We start from the raw sequence: 19211 nt of genomic DNA on the forward strand, positions 1-19211 counted from the left end.
CGCCGAAATCGCGAGCAGGCTCACTCCTACAGGGGATTGGTATGGGTTATTCGTGATGCGCTTCGCCAAGGAAGGTCAGTGAGGTGAACAACCCGCGACTGTTCACATCGGCACTGTCCTTCACTGGCACCTCAACCTGCGCCGCAATCACATTCAACCCTTCATTACGCACCAGCACCTGCGCGCGGCCATCCTTGTCAGTCTCGGTGCTCAACGTGTTCGGCGCGCTGCGATAGTCGCCAATCAACTTCACCCCTGCTGCCGGTTTGCCATCGAGCAATACCCGCACCGGCAATGACTTGCCCGGCCCAACCGTCAACGGATCAACCTCCGGCAGGATCAGCAACTTGATCTGATCCAGTTTCGGCAGCTTTGCCCCCGGCTGATAAATCGCCAGACTGTACTTGAAGGTCTCCGTCGCCTCGATGGCGCCCGGCACTTTTCTGCGACCTTCGTTGATCCACTTCTTGTCAGCGGTTTGCGACCACATGCCGTTGTTCAGGGCCACGGCCATCACTGCGGGCGTTTTCAGCGGTTTGAGGCGTGCATGATCTGCCAGGCGCTCGACGCTCACCGGGATCATCTTGCCGTCCGTGTCATACGCCCAGGCACCGCTGATTTTCTGCGCCTTGAACGCATTGTCTTCGGCGCCGTGGCCGTAGATCACTTCTATATGGCCGCGGCGTTGCTCTGTCCACAGGCCATGGGCCGAGACCTGACCGGCGAACAGCGCGGCGATGAACACAAGGGATTTGCCGTATTGCATGGTGACGTCCTTTTACAGGTTGAGTGTCAGGCTGACGGTGAAATTGCGCGGCTCGCCGGGGTTGACCCAATAGTTGCTGTAGGAGCGCTCGTAATACTTTTCGTCGAAGAGGTTGTTCAGGTTGAGGCCGACGGTGACGTTGTCGCTGGCCTTGTAATGGGCCAGCAAGTCGATAGTCTGGTAAGCCGGCAATTCGAAGTCGCTGCCGGCCTCACCGGAGCGGTCGCCGACATAGGTGAACGCCGCGCCGACGTCCGAGCCGCGCAAATAGCCGTCCTGAAACTCGTAAACCCCTAGCAGACTGCCGCTGCGCTTGGCCACGCCGAGGATGCGGCTGCCGGTGGGAATCACCGCGTCGCCCTGAGTCACCTCGGCATCGATGTAGGCAAAGGCGCCGATCACCCGCACGGCGTCGGTCACTTGCCCGGTCACTTGCCAATCGAAACCGCGACTGCGCGCCTTGCCCATCGCGCGGCTGGAATCAGTACTCGGGTCGAGGGTCAGGACGTTTTCCTTGTCGATATGGAAGAAGGCGAGGGTGCTACTCAGGCGCTCGTCGAACAGCTCGTTCTTGATGCCGACTTCGTAACCGACGCCTTCTTCCGGATCGAATGACTTGCCCGCAGCGTCGAGGCCGTTGTTGGGTTTGAACGAGGTCGAGGCGTTGGCAAACAGGCCGGTGTCGGGTGTCAGTTGATAGAGCAGTCCGGCGCGTTGCGTGAGGGCGTCGTGGCGCTGGCTGTTCTTGGCGTTACGGCGGTGATCGTCGATGTGCTGCTCGAAATGTTCGAAACGCGCGCCGACCATTGCGCGTAGTTTGTCGTTGAAGACGATTTGATCCTGCAAGTTCAGTGCGTGACTTTCTACATGTTCGAAGAAGTCTGTGCCGGAGCGTGTGCCACCGGGTTTCGGCTGGCCGTAGATCGGTCGGTAGATGTCGATGGCGTACGGGCCACCGGCGATGGTGGTGACGCGTTCGTTCTTGCGGAAATTCTCATACTCAGTGCCGATCAGCATTTCGTGCTGCCAGGAACCGAGGTCGAACAGGCCGCGCAATTCGAGTTGGGTGATGCTGTCGTGCCAGTTTGTGTCGCGTTCGCGATAGCGGCGGTTGACGGTATGGCCGTCGGCGTTCAGCGGTCGGCTTTCGGACGCATCGCCCCAGAGCTTGCCTTCCTTGTAATGGCTGGCCAGACGCAGCTTCCAGCGATCATTGAGGTGATGTTCGAGGGTGGCCTGAAGCAGGTTGTTGTGGTTGTCGATATTGCCGTCGTTCGGTTCGCCGAGAAAAGTCGAGCGCGAGACGCCGCTCCACTTGTTGTTGGGCGCGACAATGCCGCGGTCGAAGGTGGAGCTGTGGCGGACGATTTCGCTTTCAACCAACAGCGACGTGTCCGGGTTCAGTTGCCAACTGATCGAGGGCGCGACGAACACGCGCTGGCTGTCGACGTGATCGCGAAAGCTGTGGTTGTCCTCGACCGCGAGGTTGACCCGCGACAGCACATCACCCTGTTCATCAAGCGGGGTGTTGATGTCCAGTGCGGTGCGATAGCGGTCCCAGCTGCCGGCGCTGGTTTGCAACGTCGTAAAGGCTTCCGGTTGCGGCTTTTTGGTGACGATGTTCACCGTGCCGCCCGGATCGCCTCGGCCATAAAGGCTGGCAGCCGGGCCTTTGAGTACCTCGATGCGCTCGATATTGGCCGCGTCGGGTGTGCTCGGATAACCGCGATTGGCGCTGAAGCCGTCCTTGTAGAATTCCGAGGTAGTGAAACCGCGCACGCTGTATTCGTAAAGCGTCAGGCCGCCGAAGTTGTTTTGCTTGGATACGCCGCCGGCAAAGTCCAGTGCGCGCTCGACGCGGGTGCTGCCCAGATCCTTGAGCACGCTGGCCGGTACCACGCTGATCGCTTGCGGAATATCGCGGATCGCGGTGTCGGTTTTTGTCGCGCTCGAAGACCGTGTGGCGCGGTAGCCCTGGACCGGACCGGTGGCGGATTCGTAGTCGGAGGTGACGCTGATGGCGTCGAGTTCGAGCGGTTGCGGTTCTTCGGCGAAGACCGGATCGCCCAGCAAGCCAAGGGGCAAACCCAGGGTCAGGCGGAGCAGGGAAGCCCTTTTTCGAGACGACATGTTATGTTGTTCCAATGTTTAAATTGAAACAATATAACATGCCTTTTGAGAGTGTATTCTATTCGCGCCATTGGCGCGAATATCGTCTTACTCTTCTTTTTCCTGCACCGGTGCCGGAGGCGGACGCAGGCCGATTTCAGCGGTCAGCTTCAGCTCTTTGCCGTTGCGCATCACCTGAATGGTCACCTTGTCGGTCGGTTTGATCCGCGCGACCTGGTTCATCGAGCGCCGACCATCACCGGCCGGTTCGCCATCGATGCTCAGAATCACGTCACCCAGTTGCAGGCCGGCCTTCTGCGCCGGACCGTCGCGGAAGATCCCCGCCACTACAATCCCCGGCCGCCCGGACAGGCCAAACGACTCAGCCAGTTCCTGGGTCAACGGTTGTACTTCAATGCCGAGCCAGCCACGAATCACCTGGCCGTGCTCGATGATCGACTTCATCACTTCCATCGCCAGTTTCACCGGGATCGCGAAACCGATGCCCTGCGAGCCGCCGGACTTGGAGAAGATCGCGGTGTTGATGCCGGTGAGGTTGCCGTTGGCATCGACCAGCGCGCCGCCGGAGTTGCCCGGGTTGATGGCCGCGTCGGTCTGGATGAAGTCTTCGTAGTTGTTCAGGCCCAACTGGTTACGCCCGGTGGCGCTGATGATGCCCATGGTCACGGTCTGGCCGACGCCGAACGGGTTGCCGATGGCCAGTGCGACGTCGCCGATGCGGATGTTGTCGGAGCGGCCGACAGTGATCGCCGGGAGGTTTTTCAGGTCGATCTTCAGCACCGCGAGATCGGTTTCCGGATCGCTGCCGATCACCCGGGCGAGGGTTTCGCGACCGTCCTTGAGGGCGACAACGATCTGATCGGCGCCGGTGGTCACGTGGTTGTTGGTGAGGATGTAGCCTTCCGGGCTCATGATTACGCCGGAACCGAGGCTCGACTCCATGCGTTTCTGCTTCGGCGAGTTGTCACCGAAGAAGCGTCGGAACTGCGGGTCTTCAAACAGCGGGTGCGCCGGTTTGTTGATGACCTTGGTGGTGTAGAGGTTGACCACCGATGGCGCGGCGGTGGTCACCGCGTCGGCATAGGACACCGGCCCCTGCTGCACGCTGGTGGTCTGCGGAGCCTGTTGCAGGTTGACGTCGAGACTCGGGAGCCCGACCCACTGCGGGTAACGCTGAATAATCAACAGAGCGATAAGCACACCGGCCAACAGCGGCCAGCCGAAAAAACGCAGCGCCTTGAGCATTAAGCACGTCCTGGAAAAGTTGCAGGCGGGGTCAGACCGCCCATAATGTCGCGCATTATACGAGGCCGCGCGCGCCTCTGAACGGGATATTTAGGAGTCTTTCATGGCCGTCGCCCTCAGCACCCTCGTCGAAGAAGCCGACCGTTACCTTGGCAGTGCAAAAATTGCCGATTATTGCCCCAACGGCCTGCAGGTCGAAGGCCGTCCGCAGGTGATGCGCATTGTCAGCGGCGTCACCGCCAGTCAGGCCTTGCTCGACGCCGCAGTGGAGGCCGAAGCCGATCTGGTGCTGGTGCATCACGGCTATTTCTGGAAAGGCGAGAACCCGTGCATCACCGGCATGAAGCAGCGCCGGCTCAAGACCTTGCTCAAGCACGACATCAGTCTGCTCGCCTACCACTTGCCGCTGGACCTGCACCCGGAGGTCGGCAACAACGTGCAACTGGCGCGTCAACTGGACATTACCGTCGAAGGGCCGCTGGATCCGGACAACCTGAAGATTGTCGGGCTGGTCGGTTCGTTGAGCGAACCCATGACCCCGCGTGATTTCGCCCGCAAGGTGCAAGACGTCATGGGCCGCGAGCCGCTGCTGGTCGAAGGCAGCGCGATGATCCGCCGGGTCGGCTGGTGCACCGGTGGCGGTCAGGGTTATATCGATCAGGGCGTGGCGGCGGGCGTTGATCTGTTCCTCAGCGGTGAAGCCTCCGAGCAGACTTTCCACAGCGCTCGGGAAAACGACATCAGCTTCATCGCCGCCGGGCACCACGCCACCGAGCGTTACGGCGTGCAGGCGTTGGGCGATTATCTGGCGAAGCGCTTCGCACTCGAACACATCTTCATCGATTGCCCCAACCCGATCTGACGAGCACCACTCCCCTGTGCAGGAGCTGCCGAAGGCTGCGATCTTTTGATCTTGTTTTTTAAAAGACCAGATCAAAAGATCGCAGCCTTCGGCAGCTCCTACAGGGGGCATCGCCCAAACGGGTGGGCATATTCATATGCTCTTTCGTTCTAGCTTGCGCCCTGATTAGAAGAAGGACGCTGTGCTAGGATTCCCCGCTCGAACACGGCCCGCTGGCCGTTCATAAGAAAGCTTTCGTGAGTAGCCATGGTCGACAAACTGACGCATCTGAAACAGCTGGAGGCGGAAAGCATCCACATCATCCGCGAGGTGGCCGCCGAGTTCGACAACCCGGTGATGCTGTACTCCATCGGTAAAGACTCCGCCGTGATGCTGCACCTGGCACGCAAGGCGTTCTTCCCGGGCAAACTGCCGTTTCCGGTGATGCACGTCGACACTCGCTGGAAATTCCAGGAGATGTACAAGTTCCGCGACAAGATGGTCGAGGAACTGGGTCTGGATCTGATCACCCACATCAACCCCGATGGCGTGGCGCAGAACATCAACCCGTTCACCCACGGCAGCGCCAAGCACACCGATATCATGAAGACCGAGGGCCTGAAGCAGGCACTCGACAAGCATGGTTTCGACGCAGCTTTTGGCGGCGCCCGTCGCGATGAAGAGAAGTCCCGCGCCAAAGAGCGCGTGTACTCGTTCCGCGACAGCAAGCACCGCTGGGACCCGAAAAACCAGCGTCCGGAGCTGTGGAACGTCTACAACGGCAAGGTCAACAAGGGCGAATCCATTCGTGTGTTCCCGCTGTCGAACTGGACCGAGCTGGACATCTGGCAGTACATCTACCTCGAAGGCATCCCGATTGTGCCGCTGTACTTCGCGGCCGAGCGCGACGTGATCGAGAAGAACGGCACGCTGATCATGATCGACGACGACCGTATCCTCGAACACCTGTCCGATGAGGACAAGGCGCGCATCGTCAAAAAGAAAGTGCGTTTCCGTACCCTTGGCTGCTACCCGTTGACGGGCGCGGTGGAGTCCGAGGCTGAAACCCTCACGGACATCATTCAGGAAATGCTCCTGACGCGAACTTCCGAGCGCCAGGGCCGGGTCATCGACCACGATGGCGCAGGCTCGATGGAAGACAAGAAACGTCAGGGTTATTTCTAAGGGGTTGTCATGTCGCACGTATCTGATTTGATCAGCGAGGACATCCTCGCCTACCTGGGCCAGCACGAACGTAAAGAGCTGCTGCGCTTTTTGACCTGCGGTAACGTCGATGACGGCAAGAGCACCCTGATCGGGCGCCTGCTGCACGACTCCAAGATGATCTACGAAGATCACCTGGAAGCCATCACCCGCGATTCGAAGAAAGTCGGCACCACCGGTGACGACATTGACCTGGCGTTGCTGGTCGACGGCCTGCAGGCCGAGCGTGAGCAGGGCATCACCATCGATGTCGCCTACCGCTATTTCTCCACCGCCAAGCGCAAGTTCATCATCGCCGACACCCCCGGCCATGAACAGTACACCCGCAACATGGCCACCGGTGCGTCCACCTGTGACCTGGCGATCATCCTGGTTGACGCCCGTTACGGCGTGCAGACCCAGACCCGTCGCCACAGCTTCATTGCCTCGCTGCTGGGCATCAAGCACATCGTCGTCGCCATCAACAAGATGGACTTGAAAGACTTCGATCAGGGCGTGTTCGAGTCGATCAAGGCCGACTACCTGAAGTTCGCCGAAGGCTTGAAAATGAAGCCGACCAGCATGCACTTCGTGCCGATGTCCGCTCTCAAGGGCGACAACGTGGTGAACAAGTCCGAGCGCTCGCCGTGGTACACCGGCCAGTCGCTGATGGAAATCCTCGAGACCGTGGAAGTGGCGGGCGACCGCAACTTCACCGATCTTCGGTTCCCGGTGCAGTACGTCAACCGTCCGAACCTGAACTTCCGCGGTTTCGCCGGCACCCTGGCCAGCGGCATCGTGCACAAGGGTGACGAAGTGGTTGTTCTGCCGTCGGGCAAGAGCAGCCGCGTGAAGTCCATCGTCACCTTCGAAGGTGAGCTGGAGCACGCAGGTCCCGGTCAGGCTGTCACGCTGACCATGGAAGACGAAATCGACATCTCCCGTGGCGACCTGTTGGTGCATGCCGACAACGTGCCGCCGGTCACCGACAGCTTCGAAGCGATGCTGGTGTGGATGGCTGAAGAGCCGATGCTGCCAGGCAAGAAATACGACATCAAACGCGCCACCAGTTACGTGCCGGGCTCGATTGCCAGCATCGTCAACAAGGTCGACGTGAACACCCTCGAAGAAGGCCCGGCGAGCGCGTTGCAGCTCAACGAAATCGGCAAGGTGAAGATCGCGCTCGACGCGCCGATCGCCCTCGACGGTTACGACAGCAACCGCACCACCGGCGCATTCATCGTCATTGATCGTTTGACCAACGGCACCGTCGGCGCCGGCATGATCGTCGCTCAGCCAGTGGCTCATGGGACGGCTTCGCACCACGGCAAACTGGCGCATGTTGCCACTGAAGAGCGTGCCCAACGCTTCGGCCAGCAACCGGCGACCGTACTGTTCAGCGGCCTGTCGGGCGCCGGCAAGAGCACGCTGGCCTATGCGGTCGAGCGCAAGTTGTTCGACATGGGCCGTGCGGTGTTCGTGCTCGATGGACAGAACCTGCGTCAGGACCTGAACAAAGGCCTGCCACAGGATCGCTCCGGCCGTACCGAGAACTGGCGTCGTGCCGCGCACGTGGCGCGTCAGTTCAACGAGGCAGGCTTGCTGACACTGGCAGCGTTCGTTGCACCGAGTGCCGAAGGGCGTGAGCAGGTCAAGGAGCTGATCGGCAAGGATCGTCTGCTGACCGTTTACGTGCAGGCCTCGCCGGCCGTGTGCGCCGAGCGTGATCCGCAAGGTCTGTATGCCGCCGGTGGCGACAACATCCCGGGCGAGTCCTTCCCGTACGACGTGCCGCTGAACGCCGATCTGGTGATCGACACCCAGTCGCTGTCGCTGGAAGAAAGCGTCAAGCAAGTGCTGGATCTGCTGCGCAAGCGTGGCGCGATCTAAGACAGAAGCAGCTGCAAGCTTCTAGCTTCGAGCTGCAATAAAAAGCCCGCCGATGAGCAATCATCGGCGGGCTTTTTATTTCAGGCTAATTCGGTCAACTGTAGGAGTGAGCCTGCTCGCGATAGCGGTGTGTCATTCAACATTTGCGGTGGCGGATCCACCGCTATCGCGAGCAGGTTCACTCCTACAGGGGGTTAGCGTTTGGCTGGATACTCGCGGTGCATCTGTTCCAGCAACGCATCCTTGTCCTGCCACAGCTGATTGATCCAGCCCTGAAACTGCAGGCGGTATTCGCCGTCCTGATCGTAGTTCTTGCCGATGAACGCCGGCGGAATCCGCAGCTCTTCAAAGTGCACCACCACGTCGCGCACATTGCCGCACAACAAATCCCAGAAGCCCGGACGCCCGCCTGGGTAGTGGATGGTCACGTTGACGATCGACTCCAGTTGCTCGCCCATCGCGTCCAGTACAAACGCAATGCCACCAGCCTTGGGCTTGAGCAGGTATTTGAACGGTGATTGCTGCTGCGCATGCTTGCCTTCGGTGAAGCGCGTGCCCTCGACGAAGTTGAAAATCCCCACCGGGTTGTTGCGGAATTTCGCGCAGGTCTTGCGCGTGGTTTCCAGGTCCTTGCCTTTCTTTTCCGGGTGCTTTTCCAGATAGGCCTTGGAGTAGCGCTTCATGAACGGAAAGCCCAGTGCCCACCACGCCAGACCGATCACCGGGACCCAGATCAGCTCCTGCTTGAGGAAGAACTTCAACGGCTGAATACGCCGGTTGAGCACGTATTGCAGCACCAGAATGTCGACCCAGCTCTGGTGGTTGCTGGTGATCAGGTACGAGTGTTGGTAGTCCAGGCCTTGCAGGCCGCTGACGTGCCAGCGCGTGCGGCGCACCAGGTTCATCCAGGCCTTGTTGTAGCTGATCCACGCTTCGTGGGTGTGGCTCATCAGCCACAGCGAGGCGCGTCGGGCGAGGTCGAACGGCAGCACTTTGATCAGCGCCACGCAGAACAGAAACGAGCACAGCAGAATCGTATTGAGCGCCAGCAACAACGAGGCGATCACGCCGCGCAGCGGTGCAGGGAGAAAGTCCAGCATTTACACATCCATAGGTCGGTTGGCGGCTTGAATCGCGGTCAGGGCGATGGTGTAGACAATGTCGTCGACCTGCGCGCCGCGCGGCAGATCGTTCACCGGTTTGCGCAGGCCTTGCAGCATCGGGCCGAGGCTGACGCAGTCGGCGCTGCGTTGCACGGCTTTGTGGGTGGTGTTGCCGGTGTTCAGGTCAGGGAACACGAACACCGTGGCGCGACCGGCCACCTGGCTGTTCGGCGCCAGTTGCCGGGCGACTTCTGCGTTGGCAGCCGCATCGTATTGCAGCGGGCCGTCGATCAGCAGCGAATGCTGTTGCTCATGGGCGAGCAGGGTGGCTTCGCGGACTTTCTCGACTTCTTCACCGCTGGCGGATTCGCCGCTGGAGTAGCTGATCATCGCCACCCGTGGGGTGATGCCGAAAGCCGCCGCCGAGTCGGCGCTTTGCAGAGCGATCTCGGCCAGTTCTGTTGCGCTCGGGTGCGGGTTCATCACGCAGTCACCGTAAACCAGCACTTCTTCGGGAAACAGCATGAAGAATACCGAGGACACCAGCGTGCAGCCCGGCGCGGTCTTGATCAGTTGCAGGGCCGGGCGGATGGTGTTGGCGGTGGTGTTGATCACACCCGACACCAGCCCGTCGACTTCATCCAGCGCGAGCATCATCGTGCCGATCACCACGGTGTCTTCCAGTTGCTGTTCGGCCATCGGCGCGTTGAGGCTTTTGCTCTTGCGCAGGGCGACCATCGGCTCGATGTAACGTTCGCGGATCAGGTCCGGATCAAGGATTTCCAGCCCCGGCGGCAACTCGATGCCCTGAGCGCGGGCCACGGCTTCGACGTCCTCGGGTTTGGCCAGCAACACGCAACGGGCGATCCCGCGCTCCTGACAGATCGCCGCCGCTTGCACGGTGAGCGGCTCGCTGCCTTCGGGCAGGACGATGCGCTTGTTCGCCGACTGCGCCCGTTGAATCAATTGATAACGGAACACGGCGGGCGACAGGCGCATTTCTCGCGGCGTACCGCAGCGTTGATGCAGCCACTTGGCGTCGAGATGGCTGGCGACGAAATCGGTGATGATCTCCGCGCGTTCGCGGTCATCGATGGGGATTTCCTTGTTCAGACCGTTGAGCAGGTTGGCGGTGTCGTAGGAGCCGGTGCTCACCGACAGCACCGGCAAACCGGCCTGCAACGCGCCACGACACAAGTCCATGATGCGCGGATCGGGCAGGGTGTCGCTGGTCAGCAACAGGCCGGCCAGCGGTACGCCATTGAGCGCCGCGAGGCTGACCGCGAGGATGATGTCGTCGCGGTCACCCGGGGTCACCACCAGCACGCCGGGCTTGAGCAGCTCCACGGTGTTGCGCATGGTGCGCGCGCAAATAATGATTTTGGTCATGCGCCGGGTTTCGTAGTCGCCGGCGTTGAGCACCTGCGCGCCCATCAGGTCGGCGACGTCACGGGTGCGCGGTGCGTTGAGTTCCGGCTGAAACGGAATGCAGCCGAGCAGGCGGAAATCACCGCTGCGCAACAACGGCGAATGTTCCTTCAGACGCGCGGCGAAGGCGTCCATGCTCTCGTCGGTCTTGACCTTGTTGAGGATCACCCCGAGGACTTTCGGGTCTTTCGGGCCACCGAACAATTGCGCCTGCAATTCCACGCGGCCGGAGAGTTCGGCGAGGACTTCGTTTTCCGGCGCCGAGACCAGAATCACCTCGGCATCCAGGCTTTTCGCCAGATGCAGGTTGACGCGCGCGGCGTAGCTGGCGCTGCGGGTCGGCACCATGCCTTCGACCACCAGCACGTCTTTGCCGATGGCGGCTTGCTGATAAAGGGCGATGATTTCTTCGAGCAGTTCGTCGAGCTGGCCGTCACCAAGCATCCGCTCGACATGGGCCAGGCCCAGTGGTTGCGGCGGTTTCAGGCCGTGGGTGCGCGCCACCAGTTCGGTGGAACGCTCGGGGCCGGTGTCGCCCGGATGTGGCTGGGCAATCGGTTTGAAGAAGCCGACTTTCAGTCCGGCCCGCTCCAGGGTACGCACCAGCCCGAGGCTGATGGAGGTCAGGCCCACGCCAAAATCGGTGGGTGCGATAAAAAAAGTTTGCATGCGGATTCTCTAAGGGTGCATGGCAATGGTGGCGATCTATACGTGACTGCCTACCGAAATTCAGTCGCCAAGGTTATCGCTAACCGAGCCTTGTGCGCACCAACCGCAGGCAAAGGGTTGGCCTATTTTTTCAATACGTTGCGCCGGGTCGAGGACCCAGGCGCGCGATTGCCATGGCGGCTGGTGGCGCAGGTGCTGGGTGTGGCCACAGGAAAGCTCGGCCACCCAGTGACCGTCCTCGTCCTGATGGAAACCGGTGATCGTCGAATCCCGTTTGTCCGGGTTGTGTTCGCTTTCGCGCGATTGCTTCGCTAAACTTGGCCTTTCTATATTCTTATGCAAAAGGTCTCGCCCCATGCTGATCGCCGCCAATAAGGCTGTCTCCATCGACTATACCCTGACCAACGACGCTGGTGAGGTCATCGACAGCTCCGCCGGCGGCGCTCCGCTGGTCTACCTGCAAGGCGCAGGCAACATCATCCCGGGCCTGGAAAAAGCCCTGGAAGGCAAAGCTGTTGGTGACGAGCTGGAAGTTTCCGTTGAACCGGAAGACGCTTATGGCGAATACGCTGCCGAACTGGTCAGCACCCTGAGCCGCAGCATGTTCGAAGGCGTTGACGAGCTGGAAGTCGGCATGCAGTTCCACGCGTCGGCGCCGGACGGCCAGATGCAGATCGTGACCATCCGTGACCTGGACGGCGACGACGTTACCGTCGACGGTAACCACCCACTGGCCGGTCAGCGCCTGAACTTCAAAGTGAAGGTCGTTGATATCCGTGATGCCAGCCAGGAAGAAGTCGCTCATGGCCACGTCCATGGCGAAGGTGGCCATCACCACTGATTTTCTGCGCTAAGCTTCGAGTACTGGAGAGGCGCCTGCGGGCGCCTTTTTAGTCCGCGGCTGTCCTTGGTGGTCTCGCCAAGTGGCTGTTTCGAGTAGAACACGGGAATCCTGGAGTACGTCATGAGTGCTTTTCACGACCTTAAGTTGACAGCCCTGGATGGTCAGGAGCTACCGCTGGCGCCTTTCAAGGGCCAAGTCGTGCTGGTGGTCAACGTCGCCTCCAAATGCGGCTTGACCCCACAGTACGCGGCACTGGAAAACCTCTACCAGCAATTCAAAGGCAAAGGCTTCAGTGTGCTGGGCCTGCCGTGCAATCAGTTTGCCGGTCAGGAACCTGGTAGCGAACAGGAAATTCAAGAGTTCTGCAGCCTCAACTACGGTGTCACCTTTCCGTTGTCGAGCAAACTCGAAGTCAACGGTCACGACCGTCATCAGCTCTACCGCCTGCTGGCGGGCGAGGGCGCGGAGTTTCCCGGTGACATCACCTGGAACTTCGAGAAATTCCTGCTCGGCAAGGACGGCCGGGTGCTGGCGCGATTCTCGCCGCGCACTGCGCCGGATGATCCGACCATTGTTCACGCGATTGAAAAAGCGCTGAGCTGAACAGCAAGATCAAAAGATCGCAGCCTTCGGCAGCTCCTACAGTGATTCGGTAATTCGATTACAGGTAGGAGCTGCCGAAGGCTGCGATCTTTTGCTTTGTGTCTTTTGATCCTTGATCACCCAAATCAATAATGCTGTTCAAGGCTTGCGACTCTCCATATTATCGCCGTCATAAAGTCATTCCCTGCGGAGCCTTCCAATGCCGGTCCAAGCCCTGTTCAAACCGTTCCACCTCGGTACCCTCGAACTGCCGACCCGTGTGGTCATGGCGCCGATGACCCGCTCGTTTTCCCCGGGCGGCGTACCCAACTCCAAAGTCATCGAGTACTACCGTCGCCGTGCCGCCGCCGGCGTCGGCCTGATCATCACCGAAGGCACCACCGTCGGCCACGTTGCCTCCAACGGTTACCCGAACGTGCCGCAGTTCTTTGGTGACGCGCCATTGGCCGGCTGGAAAAAAGTCGTCGACGCGGTGCATGCCGAGGGCGGCAAGATTGTTCCGCAGCTGTGGCACGTGGGCAGCGTGCGCCGCATCGGCACCGAGCCGGACGCCAGCGTGCCGGGTTACGGCCCGTCGGAAAAACTCAAGGACGGTCAGGTCGTGGTGCACGGCATGAGCAAGCAGGACATTCAGGACGTCATCGCCGCATTCGCCCAGGCGGCCAAGGATGCGCAAAGCATCGGCATGGACGGCGTGGAGATCCACGGCGCCCACGGTTACCTGATCGACCAGTTCTTCTGGGAAGGCAGCAACCAGCGCACCGACGAGTACGGCGGCAACCTGGCCAACCGTTCGCGTTTCGCCATCGAATTGATTCAAGCGGTACGCGCTGCGGTCGGCGAGGGTTTCCCGATCATTTTCCGCTTCTCGCAGTGGAAACAGCAGGACTACACCGCATGTCTGGTGCAGACCCCGGAGGCCCTGGGTGAATTCCTCAAGCCGCTGGCCGATGCCGGTGTGGACATTTTCCACTGCTCGACGCGGCGTTTCTGGGAGCCTGAGTTCGACGGTTCCGAGCTGAACCTGGCCGGCTGGACGCGCAAGCTGACCGGCAAGCCGACCATCACGGTTGGCAGCGTCGGCCTGGATGGCGAGTTCCTGCAGTTCATGGTCAATACTGACAAGGTCGCGCAACCGGCCAGTCTGGAGAACCTGCTGGAGCGTCTGAACAAAGAGGAGTTCGATCTGGTGGCGGTGGGCCGTGCGTTGCTGGTCGATCCGGACTGGGCGCAGAAAGTCCGTGAAGGGCGTGAGCAGGACATTCTGCCGTTCAGCCGTGAGGCGCTGATGACGCTGGTTTAAGCGCTGTCAGTACCGACGCCATCGCGAGCAGGCTCACTCCTACACTGGAATGCGTTCCAAATTGTAGGAGTGAGCCTGCTCGCGATGGCTGTTTCAAAATCTGCAGAAACCTAAGGCAATGTCTGCGCATTCGGCAACACCTGCTCCCGTACACATGCGCCACGCAAATGCTTTTCAAACTGCTCGATGATCGCCGCCCACCCCTGGCGGCTGGCATGCTGGCGCGCATTCAGGCGCACGCAACGCAACGTCTCATCCTCTTCCAGCAGCCATGCCGCCGCATCGCAGAACGCCTCTTCATCACCGGGCATCGCCAACACACCGTTGTAGCCATGGCGAATGTGCTGCGCCGCTGCGGCCTGATCGTACGCCACCACTCCCAGGCCGGAAGCCAACGCTTCGAGCACCACGTTGCCGAAGGTTTCGGTCATGCTCGGGAACAGGAAAATATCCCCCGAGGCATAGTGCGCCGCCAGCGCTTCGCCGCGCTGTGAACCACAGAAGATCGCCTCCGGCAGCTCCTTTTCCAGCGCAAGCCGTTGCGGGCCGTCGCCGACCACGATCAGCTTCAGGTTGCGCTGTGGATAAGTGCTACGCAGTGTGTCGAAGCAACGCTTGAGCAGGCCGAGGTTCTTCTCCGGGGCCAGGCGGCCGACGTGAATCACCGCGATGTCCTGCTCGCTCAGGCCCCATTGCTCACGCAAACCGTTCAGTCGCTTGGCTGGGTGAAACAACTGGCTGTCCACACCTCGTGAAAGCAAAGCGAGGCGGTCGAAATGGCGGCGCTCCAGTTCCAGTCGTTGACTGACACTGGGTACCAGGGTCATCGCCGAGCGGTTGTGGAACCAGCGCAGGTAATGGGTCAGCAAGCGCGTCAGCAAGCCCAGCCCGTACTGGTTGGTGTACTGCTGGAAATTGGTGTGAAAACCGCTGACCACCGAAATCCCCAGACGCCGCGCCGCCCGTAACGCCGACAAGCCGAGCGGGCCTTCGGTGGCGATGTACAGCACGTCCGGGCGATGGCGCTTCCAGCGCCGCAGCAGTTTGTGCATCGACGACTGGCCCCATTGCAGCCCCGGGTACCCGGGCAACGGCCAGCCCCGACACAGCAGCAGCGCGTCATCCTCGCTGCGCTGCGGATCACTGGCCTGGCGCGGCCGCACCAGCTCCACTTGATGCCCGCGCGCGCGTAATCCATCGCACAAACGGCCAAGGGTATTGGCCACCCCGTTGATTTCCGGTGGGAAGGTTTCGCTGATCAGAGTGATATGTAGAGCTGTCGTCATGACCTCAGTGTCGGCTGAGGCCATGTCGTGTCTGTGACGATCGGATGATGGATTTGTGACTGGGCGTTGGTGACCGGCTTAGCGTTGTGTGACGAGGTTCTCCGCACCGCGTTCGCGCACCCAGAACAGCGTCGCTCCGGCGACAGCGGCCGGCATCATCAGGATGTTGACCACTGGAATCAGCAGCACGAGATAGACGATCCCGCCAAAACTCATGCTCTGCCAGCGCTTTTCGCGCAGCCAGGCGAGCATCTCGTTCCAGCCCAGTTTGTGGTTGTCCGCCGGGTAGTCGATGTACTGGATCGCCATCATCCACACGCCGAACAGCAGCCACAGCGGCGCGGCGACGATGTTCACCACCGGGATGAACGAGAGGATGAACAGGCCGATCGCTCGCGGCAGGAAGTAGCCGAGCTTGCGCATTTCCCGGGCGAGGGTGCGCGGGATCATCGCGATCAGTTCGCCCCAGCTGAACGCCGGGAAGTCATCGGTGCCGCGCACCACCACTTCCACTTTCTCGGCAAGGAAGCCGTTGAACGGCGCGGCGATGACGTTGGCGAGCATGGTGAAGGTGAAGAACACCATCAGCGCCACCAGCACCACGAACAATGGCCAGAGGATGTAGCTGAGGAAACTCAGCCAGTCGGGCAGCGACGGCATCAGGCTGTCGACCCACAGGCTGAACTGATGGCCTGCCAGATAGATCAATCCGACGAACAGCACCAGATTGATCGCCAGCGGCAACAACACGAACAGGCGCAGGCCTGGGCTGAGAACCAGTTTGAGGCCTTCGCGCAGGTATTGCGGGCCGGACAGAACAGGGGCGGGCATAAGGTGCTCCGAGCAAGGGAAAACGCGCCGACCTTACCGGCTTTGCACTAGTGGTGAAAGCGCGGCAGAGTGATCGACATGCACTGTAACAAAGACGTCCATCTCGTCAGTGTGTGCGCATAGAGACCACCTATGAGCTGGATTGTTAAACCGTATTTCCTTAATCTTGCCCCCCTCGATACGCTGCACCCAACTTTTTACAGGACTGTCGAGCTCAAGCCTTCCCCAAGGTTTCCACGGTCCTTTTTTATTCCCGCCGGCAGTCCGGCGATCCGCGCCCGTTTTTCGGCCCGGTCAACAGGAGCAGGTCATGTCTGAAGTCCGTCATTCGCGAGTGATTATTCTCGGTTCCGGCCCTGCCGGTTACAGCGCTGCGGTCTACGCCGCCCGTGCCAACCTCAAGCCACTGCTGATCACTGGCATGCAGGCCGGCGGTCAACTGACCACCACCACCGAAGTCGACAACTGGCCGGGCGACGTGCACGGCCTGACCGGCCCGGCACTGATGGAGCGGATGCGTGAGCACGCCGAGCGTTTTGAAACCGAGATCGTTTTCGATCACATCAACGCCGTGGACTTCGCTGCCAAGCCGTACACCCTGACCGGCGACAGCGCGACCTACACCTGCGACGCCCTGATCATCGCCACCGGCGCCAGCGCTCGTTACCTGGGCCTGCCGTCGGAAGAAGCGTTCATGGGCAAAGGCGTTTCTGCCTGCGCGACCTGCGACGGTTTCTTCTACCGCAACAAGCCAGTGGCTGTGGTGGGCGGCGGCAACACCGCTGTTGAAGAAGCGCTGTACCTGGCCAACATCGCCAGCACCGTGACCCTGATCCACCGTCGCGAAACCTTCCGCGCCGAGAAGATCCTGATCGACAAGCTCAACGCCCGCGTGGCCGAAGGCAAGATCATCCTCAAGTTGAACGCCAACCTCGACGAAGTGCTGGGCGACAACATGGGCGTGACCGGTGCGCGCCTGAAGAACAACGACGGCAGCTTCGACGAAATCAAAGTCGACGGCGTGTTCATCGCCATCGGCCACACCCCGAACACCTCGCTGTTCGAAGGCCAACTGACCCTGAAAGACGGTTACCTGGTGGTGCAGGGCGGCCGTGACGGCAACGCCACTGCAACCAGCGTCGAAGGCATCTTCGCTGCCGGTGATGTGGCTGACCACGTTTATCGTCAGGCCATCACCTCGGCCGGCGCCGGCTGCATGGCGGCACTGGACACCGAGCGTTACCTGGACGGTCTGCAGAACGCTTCGTTCTAAATCGCAGACACAAAAAAACCGGCTTCGGCCGGTTTTTTTATGAGAATCAAAAGATCGCAGCCTCCGGCAGCTCCTACGGAGATCGGTGTAGGAGCTGCCGGAGGCTGCGATCTTTTGATCTTGAATCAGCGGCGGGTCAGCGGCTGGGCGGTGAACTTCACACCGGCCAGACCGTGCTTGATCAGCGCCCGGATATTGCCGTGATCGCTGCCCTCAGGCGTCGCCACCACCGAACGGTAATGTTCGCCGAACGCCAGCAGCGCTTCTTCATCGCTCAAGCCTTCCAGCAGCGCCAGCCCCAGGGTCTTGCACGAACCTTCGTTCTGCCCGGCCGCGTTTTCCACGCCGCCGTTGTTGAACGCTTGCGGCTGATAGTCGTAACCAGCGGCGATGAACGCCAGGGTGTCGGCGAAAAGGTGCTCGCCGCTCTTGAGGCTGGCGCGCAGGGTGTTCAGATCACTCATTGGGTTTTCCTTTGGCGAACGCCGTCTGTTGTTCGGCGCTGGCTTCTTGCTGGTATTGGGCTTTCCACTCGGCGTAAGGCATGCCGTAAACCACTTCACGGGCGTCGTCGAGGCTGACCTCGATCTGACGGTCATCGGCGGCGGCCTTGTACCACTTGGACAGGCAGTTGCGGCAGAACCCGGCAAGGTTCATCAGGTCGATGTTCTGCACGTCCTTGCGGCTGTCCAGATGGGCGACCAGCCGGCGGAAGGCGGCGGCTTCGAGTTCGAGGCGTTGTTGCTCGGTCATGGGGGTCTCTGCGAGACAGCTTCGAGCGGCGAGCTGCGAGCTGCAAGATGGGTGGCGGTGATACGAAGTTTACAGCTTGCCGCTTGAAGCTTGAAGCTAGCGGCTCGCTGCAAGCGTTATTGACACCGACTCGGCAAAACGCAGCGCATGCGGCTTGTCGACTTCGACTTCGGCGTACAGCACGGCGGTATTGCTCATCACCAGATCCAGCAGTTCCTGGGTCAGGCGTTCGAGCAGCGCAAAACGATTGCCCTCGACGTGGGCGATGATCGCCTTGGTGATGGTGCGGTAGTTCAGTGCGTGATCAATGTCATTGTCGCGCACCGCTTCCTGCGCGGCGTAGAGGATGGTCAGGTTGATCAGTACATCCTGCTTGTTGAGGATCTCGTCCTCGTTGATTCCGATAAAGGTGCGCAAGCGCAGATCCTTGACCCGGATGCGCGCCATTCCCGGTTGAAGTTGTGACATTTACTTGCTCCGTCCAATCAATTGCAGGAACTCCTGGCGGGTGTTGCTCGAGTCGCGAAAGGCGCCGAGCATGACCGAGGTGTTCATGGTCGAATTCTGTTTCTCGACACCGCGCATCATCATGCACATGTGCCGGGCCTCGATGACCACCGCGACGCCGGCGGCATCGGTGACTTGCTGCACCGCATCGGCAATCTGCCGGGTGAGGTTTTCCTGAATCTGCAGGCGCCGGGCGAACATGTCCACCAGCCGCGCGATCTTCGACAGCCCCAGCACCTTGCCCGTCGGAATATAAGCCACATGGGCCTTGCCGATGAAGGGCAGCAGGTGATGTTCGCACAATGAGTACAACTCGATGTCGGCGACGATGATCATTTCGTCGCTGTCGGAGGCGAACAGCGCGCCGTTGACGATCTCATCCACACTCTGTTCGTAGCCGTGACACAGGTACTGCATGGCCTTGGCCGCGCGCACCGGGGTGTCGAGCAGGCCTTCGCGGTCGGGGTTTTCACCGAGGCCGATGAGGATCTCGCGGTAATTCTCGGGCAGGGAGCGGGTCATGGACATCCTCGCAG

Annotated in this window: 19 protein-coding genes; 7 read left to right on the forward strand and 12 right to left on the reverse strand. The window is 60.6% G+C overall.

All coding sequences use genetic code 11. From position 1 onward, the window contains the following. Positions 1-46: 46 nt before the first annotated feature. From NN484_RS00985 to algW, 3 genes are all read right to left on the reverse strand, one after another. Entirely contained in the window at positions 47-766 is a 720-nt protein-coding gene (locus tag NN484_RS00985; protein WP_274658444.1) for a DUF4198 domain-containing protein, read from the reverse strand. A 12-nt stretch (positions 767-778) separates the two neighbouring features. Further along, positions 779-2896 carry a TonB-dependent siderophore receptor gene (locus NN484_RS00990; RefSeq protein ID WP_274658445.1) on the reverse strand — a complete coding sequence of 706 codons (2118 nt, stop codon included), beginning with the start codon at positions 2894-2896 and terminating at the stop codon, positions 779-781. Between the two features lie 87 nt (positions 2897-2983). Next, a complete protein-coding gene (gene algW, locus NN484_RS00995; RefSeq protein ID WP_127651134.1) occupies positions 2984-4141 on the reverse strand; it encodes a Do family serine endopeptidase AlgW in 1158 nt (385 codons plus the stop codon). Positions 4142-4244: 103 nt separating this feature from the next. On the opposite strand from algW, the gene NN484_RS01000 reads away from it, so the two are divergent. The 3 genes from NN484_RS01000 (at position 4245) to cysN (ending at position 8075) form a co-directional block, all read left to right on the forward strand. After that, positions 4245-5003 (forward strand): Nif3-like dinuclear metal center hexameric protein, encoded by a 759-nt coding sequence (locus NN484_RS01000; protein WP_127651133.1) that lies wholly within the window; start codon positions 4245-4247, stop codon positions 5001-5003. A 246-nt stretch (positions 5004-5249) separates the two neighbouring features. Beyond that, on the forward strand, positions 5250-6167 hold the full coding sequence (gene cysD / locus NN484_RS01005) for a sulfate adenylyltransferase subunit CysD (RefSeq protein WP_127651132.1): 918 nt from the start codon (positions 5250-5252) through the stop codon (positions 6165-6167). A 9-nt stretch (positions 6168-6176) separates the two neighbouring features. Then, positions 6177-8075: a sulfate adenylyltransferase subunit CysN gene (gene cysN / locus NN484_RS01010; RefSeq protein ID WP_127651131.1), complete on the forward strand. Its 1899-nt coding sequence runs from the start codon at positions 6177-6179 to the stop codon at positions 8073-8075. Between the two features lie 194 nt (positions 8076-8269). Here cysN and NN484_RS01015 read toward each other — a convergent pair whose 3' ends face one another. The 3 genes from NN484_RS01015 to NN484_RS01025 are packed head-to-tail and all read right to left on the reverse strand — an operon-like array spanning position 8270 to position 11662. Further along, positions 8270-9175: an acyltransferase gene (locus NN484_RS01015; RefSeq protein ID WP_274658446.1), complete on the reverse strand. Its 906-nt coding sequence runs from the start codon at positions 9173-9175 to the stop codon at positions 8270-8272. Further along, on the reverse strand, positions 9176-11275 hold the full coding sequence (gene pta / locus NN484_RS01020; RefSeq protein ID WP_215501814.1) for a phosphate acetyltransferase: 2100 nt from the start codon (positions 11273-11275) through the stop codon (positions 9176-9178). Between the two features lie 60 nt (positions 11276-11335). After that, a complete protein-coding gene (locus NN484_RS01025; RefSeq protein ID WP_080593221.1) occupies positions 11336-11662 on the reverse strand; it encodes a DUF3565 domain-containing protein in 327 nt (108 codons plus the stop codon). Here NN484_RS01025 and NN484_RS01030 point away from each other — a divergent pair. The 3 genes from NN484_RS01030 (at position 11631) to NN484_RS01040 (ending at position 14025) form a co-directional block, all read left to right on the forward strand. Beyond that, complete coding sequence (locus NN484_RS01030; protein WP_064586001.1) at positions 11631-12116, forward strand: FKBP-type peptidyl-prolyl cis-trans isomerase; 486 nt, start codon at positions 11631-11633, stop codon at positions 12114-12116. The genes NN484_RS01025 and NN484_RS01030 overlap by 32 nt on opposite strands. A 123-nt stretch (positions 12117-12239) precedes the next feature. After that, on the forward strand, positions 12240-12722 hold the full coding sequence (locus NN484_RS01035; protein WP_095190878.1) for a glutathione peroxidase: 483 nt from the start codon (positions 12240-12242) through the stop codon (positions 12720-12722). Between the two features lie 199 nt (positions 12723-12921). Next, positions 12922-14025 (forward strand): NADH:flavin oxidoreductase, encoded by a 1104-nt coding sequence (locus tag NN484_RS01040; protein ID WP_274658447.1) that lies wholly within the window; start codon positions 12922-12924, stop codon positions 14023-14025. 110 nt (positions 14026-14135) lie between these two features. Here the strand turns inward: NN484_RS01040 and NN484_RS01045 are convergent, their stop codons facing one another. Further along, positions 14136-15335 carry a glycosyltransferase family 4 protein gene (locus tag NN484_RS01045; RefSeq protein WP_274658448.1) on the reverse strand — a complete coding sequence of 400 codons (1200 nt, stop codon included), beginning with the start codon at positions 15333-15335 and terminating at the stop codon, positions 14136-14138. A gap of 54 nt (positions 15336-15389) precedes the next feature. Then, on the reverse strand, positions 15390-16142 hold the full coding sequence (gene cysZ, locus NN484_RS01050; protein ID WP_047597828.1) for a sulfate transporter CysZ: 753 nt from the start codon (positions 16140-16142) through the stop codon (positions 15390-15392). Between the two features lie 310 nt (positions 16143-16452). Between cysZ and trxB the strand changes: the two genes are divergently transcribed. Continuing rightward, a complete protein-coding gene (gene trxB / locus NN484_RS01055) occupies positions 16453-17415 on the forward strand; it encodes a thioredoxin-disulfide reductase (protein ID WP_003221727.1) in 963 nt (320 codons plus the stop codon). Between the two features lie 125 nt (positions 17416-17540). Here trxB and NN484_RS01060 read toward each other — a convergent pair whose 3' ends face one another. From NN484_RS01060 to folE, 4 genes are all read right to left on the reverse strand, one after another. Then, positions 17541-17879, reverse strand: coding sequence for a HopJ type III effector protein (locus tag NN484_RS01060; RefSeq protein WP_127651126.1), 339 nt, complete (start codon positions 17877-17879; stop codon positions 17541-17543). After that, complete coding sequence (locus tag NN484_RS01065) at positions 17872-18168, reverse strand: DUF1244 domain-containing protein (protein ID WP_215501810.1); 297 nt, start codon at positions 18166-18168, stop codon at positions 17872-17874. The genes NN484_RS01060 and NN484_RS01065 overlap by 8 nt, the downstream gene beginning before the upstream one ends. A 96-nt stretch (positions 18169-18264) precedes the next feature. Next, positions 18265-18636, reverse strand: coding sequence for a dihydroneopterin triphosphate 2'-epimerase (gene folX / locus NN484_RS01070; protein WP_047597813.1), 372 nt, complete (start codon positions 18634-18636; stop codon positions 18265-18267). After that, positions 18637-19197, reverse strand: coding sequence for a GTP cyclohydrolase I FolE (gene folE / locus NN484_RS01075; RefSeq protein ID WP_215501809.1), 561 nt, complete (start codon positions 19195-19197; stop codon positions 18637-18639). Positions 19198-19211 lie beyond the last annotated feature (14 nt).

The organism is Pseudomonas serboccidentalis (assembly GCF_028830055.1).
Lineage (GTDB): Bacteria > Pseudomonadota > Gammaproteobacteria > Pseudomonadales > Pseudomonadaceae > Aquipseudomonas > Aquipseudomonas serboccidentalis.